3 protein-coding genes are annotated in these 7162 nt (G+C 47.8%); 1 reads left to right on the top strand and 2 read right to left on the bottom strand.

Annotated features, from left to right (window positions below):
- Nucleotides 1-252 (bottom strand): pyridoxal-dependent decarboxylase (locus tag A7098_RS23350; RefSeq protein WP_301005571.1); only part of this gene is annotated, 252 nt, incomplete at its 3' end.
- An 870-nt stretch (nt 253-1122) separates the two neighbouring features.
- Here A7098_RS23350 and A7098_RS23345 point away from each other — a divergent pair.
- Nucleotides 1123-6006 (top strand): invasin domain 3-containing protein, encoded by a 4884-nt coding sequence (locus A7098_RS23345; RefSeq protein ID WP_105281497.1) that lies wholly within the window; start codon nt 1123-1125, stop codon nt 6004-6006.
- A 149-nt stretch (nt 6007-6155) separates the two neighbouring features.
- Here the strand turns inward: A7098_RS23345 and A7098_RS23340 are convergent, their stop codons facing one another.
- A complete protein-coding gene (locus tag A7098_RS23340) occupies nt 6156-7013 on the bottom strand; it encodes a helix-turn-helix domain-containing protein (RefSeq protein ID WP_024212694.1) in 858 nt (285 codons plus the stop codon).
- Nucleotides 7014-7162 lie beyond the last annotated feature (149 nt).

Raw genomic sequence — 7162 nt, 5'->3', positions numbered from 1 at the left:
CCAGTTTTTGTTGATCGACAGATCCATCAGCTTATGAACATTTTCGTCGTCCCAGGTCTGGCAAAATGTGGCAAGGTTTTGTCGGGCATTGCCATCCAGGTATAATTCATCATTGATAATCTGGAATGCGATGTCATCGCGCATTTCGTGCAGCGGAAAACGTTTAGATTCCGCGATAGTGGAAATAGATTTCGCACCAAAACGTGAATCGAGTAGTTCTGACCTTAAATCCGTTACTTGCTTCTTATCCATTTCAAACTCCTTAAAATGATTGGATCGCATTAAAAAAAGTAGGATTTATCGATAAAGTAAGCAAGCGTAATGGCTTGGGTTTTAAATAACAAAATCCTAACCGATTTTTGATTTTCGGAATAAGTGCAGTGTGTTTTTCATAATTAATTACAATGAGATACAACAGTTTCCGATAAGGGGTTTTGAGTGATATGTTGTTATTTTTCTGTGATTTTACTACGCGCCATGATTATCACATAAAAATCAGCTCGTAAAATATCATTATTCGCTCGTCATTAATTTATGAAAGCGATGGATAAGATTGTCAAATAACAAAGGTTATTACTGAAATATCTGCCAACCATGCTGGCGGGTGAGGTTTTTATTCCTTCAGCAATCGTCCAGTATAGATGTATGCAGATAATGACTATGCGAAAAATTAAGTAATGTCTATCGCGAGTGATTAAGATATTTCCTAATCGAAGAACACATGACTATAAATGAGGATTGGCATACCACCGAAGGCTTATTGACTTATTTTGACTGAAATGCCTTTCCGCTATAAAAGGCCAGTAACGATACCTAAACAATCCAATTCTAAATAACCAGGTAACCATAATTTAGTCAGCATCCAATAGAACTTGCCCCTTTATATTAGCTCTTGCACAAAAAGCTAAATTCATATTTACAAACAAAAATATAATCCCGGCCCTGTCACCAGACGAGTTATTGCAACCACTGAATATTCAGGGTGGCGATGCGCTTTCTTTCATAAAGGTATTTCCTTTTCTGCGGAAAAGGAAACCGGGAAATACCCGGTTTTTCTGACAAGCAAACATTTTATTTGCGTTTGCTTATGTTCGTTAATTCGTTCATCAGGAAATTATCTCAATGTCACGTTTTAAAAAAGCTAATAAACAACCACGCTTTCGTTATTCAGCCCTGGCTCACTGCGTGGCGTGGGCAAACATCTCTATTCAGGTTCTTTTTCCACTGGCTGTCACCTTTACGCCGACAATGACGGCGCGAGCGGCTCTGCCTCGTCTAAGTACGGAAAATACTGCGGTTGCGACTGACAATAATGCAGAAAAAAATATCGCGTCGTTTGCCGCGAATGCCGGTAAATTTTTAAGCAGTCAGCCGGATAGCGATGCGACACGCAATTTTGTTACCGGAATGGCCACAGCTAAGGCTACCCAGGAAATCCAGGAGTGGCTTGGAAAATATGGTACGGCGCGTGTCAAATTGAATGTCGATAAAGATTTCTCGCTGAAGGACTCTTCGCTGGAAATGCTTTATCCGATTTATGATACGCCTTCAGATATGCTGTTCACTCAGGGGGCAATACATCGTACCGACGATCGTACTCAGTCAAATATTGGTTTCGGCTGGCGTCATTTTTCAGGCAATGACTGGATGGCGGGGCTGAACACATTTATCGATCATGATTTATCCCGTAGTCATACCCGTATTGGCGTTGGTGCGGAATACTGGCGCGATTATCTGAAACTGAGTGCCAATGGTTATATTCGGGCTTCTGGCTGGAAAAAATCGCCGGATATTGAGGATTATCAAGAGCGTCCGGCTAATGGTTGGGATATCCGCGCAGAGGGATATTTACCGGCATGGCCGCAGCTTGGCGCAAGCCTGATGTATGAACAATATTATGGCGATGAGGTAGGGCTGTTTGGTAAAGATAAGCGCCAGAAAGACCCACATGCCATTTCTGCTGAGGTGAACTATACGCCAGTGCCTCTTCTGACACTGAGTGCAGAGCACAAGCAGGGCAAGAGCGGTCAGAATGACACTCGCTTTGGCCTGGAAGTTAACTACCGGTTTGGCGAACCTCTGGAGAAACAACTCGATACGGATAGCATTCGCGAGCGTCGGGTACTCGCAGGCAGCCGTTATGATCTGGTTGAACGTAATAACAATATTGTTCTTGAGTATCGCAAAGCTGAGGTGATCCGTATTGCTCTGCCTGATCGTATTGAAGGTAAGGGCGGACAGACGGTTTCGCTTGGTCTTGTAGTCAGCAAAGCAACTCACGGTCTGAAAAATGTGCAATGGGAAGCGCCGTCCTTGCTGGCTGCAGGCGGTAAAATTACCGGTCAGGGTAACCAGTGGCAAGTGACGCTCCCGGCTTATCAGGCAGGCAAAGACAATTATTACGCAATTTCTGCGGTCGCATACGATAACAAAGGCAATGCCTCAAAACGCGTACAGACTGCAGTGGTTATCACCGGGGCAGGTATGAGCGCCGATCGTACTACGTTAACGCTTGACGGTGAGAGCCGTATCCAAATGCTTGCTAACGGGAGTGCGCAAAAGCCGCTGGTTCTGTCTCTGCGAGACGCCGAGGGGCAGCCAATCACGGGTATGAAAGATCAGATCAAAACTGAACTGACGTTTAAACCTGCCGGAAACATCGTAACGCGGGGCATTAAGTCTGCTAAATCACAGGCGCAACCAACTCTGGGGGAGATCACCGAAACAGAAGCCGGGGTGTACCAGTCGGTCTTCACCACCGGTACGCAATCAGGTGAAGCAACCATTACGGTGAGCGTTGATGGCATGAGCAAAACCGTCACTGCTGAACTGCGTGCCACTATGATGGATGTGACAAAATCGACTCTGAGCGTGAATGAGCCGTCAGGTGACGTGGTTGCCAATGGTCAGCAATCCTACACGCTGACGCTTACTGCCGTGGATACCGATGGCAACCCTGTAACGGGAGAAGCCAGCCGCCTGCGATTTGTTCCACAGGACAGCAATGGCGTTACCATTGGCAGCATTTCGGAGATAAACCCAGGGGTTTACAGCGCCACGGTTTCTTCAACCCGCGCCGGAAACATTGTTGTGCGTGCTTTTAGCGAGCAGTATCAGTTGGGAACGTTACAACAAACGCTGAAGTTTGTCGCCGGACCGCTTGATGCAGCGCATTCAACCATCACCCTGAACCCGGATAAACCGGTAGTTGGTGGCACGCTTACAGCTATCTGGGCAGCAAAAGATGCCTATGACAACCCGGTGACCGGTCTCACTCCAGATACACCGTCATTAACGGGGACTGCCGCTGCGGGTTCTTCCGTTTCAGGCTGGACGGATAATGGCGACGGGACGTGGACTGCGCAGATTTCTCTGGGTACTACGGCGGGTGAATTAATTGTTATGCCGAAGATCAACGGTCAGGATGCTGCAGCTAATGCGGCGAAAGTGACTGTGGTAGCTGATGCTTTATCTTCAGGCCAGTCGAAAGTATCCGTTGCAGCGGATCGCGTAAAAGCAGGGGAAAGCACGACTGTGACGCTTGTGGCAAAAGATGCGCATGGTAACGCAATCAGCGGTCTTTCCCTGTCGACAAGCCTGACGGGAGCTGCGTCTGAAGGGGCGAACGTTTCCAACTGGAGCGAGCAAGGCGATGGTTCCTATGTCGCTACGCTGACCACCGGCGGAAAGACAGGTGATCTTCGCATTATGCCGTTATTCAACGGCCAGCCAGCAGCCACCGACGCCGCGCAGTTGACTGTCGTCGCGGGCGATCAGGCAGTTTCTACTTCAACGCTGACAGTAAAAGATGCCAACCTTGCTATTGAAAGCACGACGGAACTGACTTTCTCCGCCAGAGACCAGTTTGGAAACGCGCTTACCGATATCGACACCGCTAAACTTGGCGCATCGCTTTCCGGTGACGCTGCGTCTGGTAGTTCAGTTACAGGCTGGAGCCATAAAGGCAACGGCGAATACACGGCTGTTCTGCGTTCGGGAACGCGGGCAGGCGCGCTGAACATTATGCCGCAGATCGATGGCAAAAACGCTACAGCACAGGCAACTCCGGTTAACGTTAAAGCGGGGACTATTGCGGTTGACCACTCGGAAATGACCGTATCAAAAACGTCGATTACCGCAGGCGAAAGCATCACGCTGACGCTGACTGTGAAGGATAAATTCGGCAACGCAATCACCGGTATTACACCGGAAACACCGCAATTTGGTGGTGATGCATACAACGTCAACCAGCAGCGCCCATCCGTCAGTCAGTGGACGGAGAAGGGCAATGGAACCTATACGGCGATGCTGACTGCTGGCGCAACGGGAGTTGGTGAGCTGACCATCATGCCGCGCGTTGATGGCGCTGATGCTCTGAAGCAGGCGGTTTCTGTCACCATCGCCGCCGGGGAGATGTCGTTAGTGAACTCCACGCTTGTTGCAGATAATGAAGCCCCGATGATCAAAACGACGACACAATTGACCTTCACGGCGAAGGATGCGAACGGTAACCCTGTAAGTGGTCTGAAACCTGATGCTCCAGAATTTAGTGGCGTAGCCAGCACAGGGACGGAACAACCTTCGGCAGGAACCTGGACAGAACAAAGCAATGGCACCTATGTTACGACGTTAACCACAGGCTCTGCAGCCGGTCAACTGGTTATCTGGCCTCGAGTGAATGGCAAAGATGCTGCTTCGAAACCACTACTGCTGAACGTTGTGGGTAACGCTTCTGAGGCTAACATTCACGATATTTCAGTGAATGTTGATAACCAACTGGCTGATGGACAGTCCGCCAACAAGGTTACCCTGACCGTAACAGATTCCTATGGTAACCCGTTGCAGGATCAAACGGTAACACTGACTCTGCCTGAGGGAGTGAGCAGCAAGACAGGGAATACGGTAACAACGAATGCGGCAGGTAAAGCCGATATTGAGCTGATGTCCACAGTTGCCGGGGAACACACAATCACAGTCTCGGTGAATAAAAATCAGAAGACTGCCACGGTGAAGTTCAAAGCGGATGCCAAAACCGGTCAGGCAAGCCTTCAGGTTGATACCGTCGATCAAAAAGCAGCAAACGGCAAAGATGCCTTTACGCTGACGGCAACTGTTGAGGATAAAAACGGCAACCCTGTTCCCGGAACTATGGTCGCCTTTAATCTGCCTCGGGGCGTCACACCGCTTAATGACGAGAGTACCTGGGTGAAGACCAGCGATGAAGGTAAAGCCGAGCTGCGAGTCGTTTCTGTGACTGCGGGAACGTATGCAATCACCGCAACGGCAGGAAATGACCAGATGTCGGATGCGCAGAGCATCACGTTTGTGGCTGACAAGGCTACGGCAACCATCTCGAGTATTGAGGTGATTGGCAACCGTGCACTGGCAGATGGTAAAGCCAAACAGACTTATAAAGTTACGGTTACTGATGCCAATAACAACCTTGTGCAAGGTAGTGAAGTGACGCTGACCGCCAGCCCGACAACATTAGATCTGGAGCCGAACGGGACTGCAACAACTAATGAGCAAGGGCAGGCTATATTCACCGCTTCTACCACTAAAGCGGCGATATATACGCTAACAGCGAAAGTGAATCGGACCGACGGTCAGGTATCGACGAAAACTGCCGAATCCAGATTCGTTGCGGATGATAAAAATGCAGTACTTGCTGCATCATCTGATGTAAAAGAACTGGTAGCAGACGGAGTGGCGACCGCAACGCTGGATGTTACTCTGATGTCGGCTGGCAACCCTGTTGGGGGAAATATGTGGGTCGACATTAAGGCTCCGGAAGGCGTGACGGAGAATGATTACCAGTTCTTGCCGTCGAAAGCTGACCATTTCGTGAACGGGAAAATCACGCGTAAATTCAGTACCACTAAGCCAGGGGAATATACATTTACATTCAACACTCTGACGTATGGCGGGTACGAAATACAGCCTGTGACTGTGACAATTAACGCTGTGAAAGCTGCTACTGAAGAGGGTGAGGAGGTCGTAAAATAATTGTCCCCGGAATGAAAAACTCGCTGTAATAAAGAATAATGGCGTTGACATTCTCAACGCCATTATTCCACTAAATACCTACCCTGATACTGATTAGACGGTAGCAGGGTAGGGTAATCCTTAATGTGAGAATGTGACACAGATACAAACTAAGCTGGGCGAACGGGGATGAAAATTTCGCAAACAACATAATTGCTATCCTTTTCTACGAAAGTTTTATCGTAGTAAAATCGCTCAATATCACTGCCGTTGACTCTGACTAACCCCCTAGCAGGCAGTTCTATCAGATAGAGATTCCGCACCCAGTTAGCGTAGTGCTCCCAATCTCCTTCATAGCGGAAAGATGCATAAAGCCCTCCAGCCGTTATCCATTCCTTTGTCATATCTGTATCCGTATGGTTACAGACTGTACCGGCGAAAGTTTCAACTGTGAGTAAATCTACCGATTTTGTTGATGGTGTATATGCTGAGACATAATAGATATCCATCTTCAAATTTTGAAGACACCGGGATAAATGATTACGACGCAGTTTTACTTCTTCATCTGGTGGCGTATTAGACAGTTCAATATCATATTTAAATGCATTGCCAAAAATACGTGTTTCAGGAAGATGGACTAATGAGCAATCGGTCTTTTGATGTTGACGCGTTAATAACGGGGGTAAAATATTTGTTAGATCCCAAAAATCACGGTGCCGATATTCTCTGGGAGAACATCCAAACAATTTTTTAAATTCACGACTGAATGACTGCTGTGAATCAAAATGCAAAGAGAGCGCAATATCAAGCATTGATTTGGCAGTAAGTCTGACAAGAATGGCTGCCCGACAAAGTCTTCGTTTGCGGATGTATGCGCCCAGGGGCATGTGCATGAAGTTTCTGAACAGGAGTTGAATATTGCGTCTGCTGTAGCCAGATTTCTGTGCGATATCTTCGATTGAGATAGGGTGATCGAGATTACACTCAATCCACTCCAGGAGCTGCTGTAAAATCTTCTGCCTGATCATAACATTCTCCATTTATCTTTAGTCACTTTGCACATTTTCCTGGCGACAATGGCTTTGAGTATATCAAAAACAGAAATGCCCGAGGCAAAACGATTGATAGTGCCTGTCGGGTAATGGGGAGGGAGCATGTACATCAGAGCTATGAGGTC

The organism is Escherichia sp. MOD1-EC7011, assembly GCF_002965005.1.
GTDB lineage: Bacteria > Pseudomonadota > Gammaproteobacteria > Enterobacterales > Enterobacteriaceae > Escherichia > Escherichia ruysiae.
The sequence above is the reverse complement of the archived record's forward strand: the minus strand, read 5'-3'. Positions and strand labels throughout refer to the sequence as shown.

Excerpts from the sequence above, each read along its gene's own strand:
- A7098_RS23345 (WP_105281497.1), top strand. The coding sequence starts at position 1,123 with ATGTCACGTTTTAAAAAAGCTAATAAACAACCACGCTTTCGTTATTCA.
- A7098_RS23340 (WP_024212694.1), bottom strand. The coding sequence starts at position 7,013 with ATGATCAGGCAGAAGATTTTACAGCAGCTCCTGGAGTGGATTGAGTGT.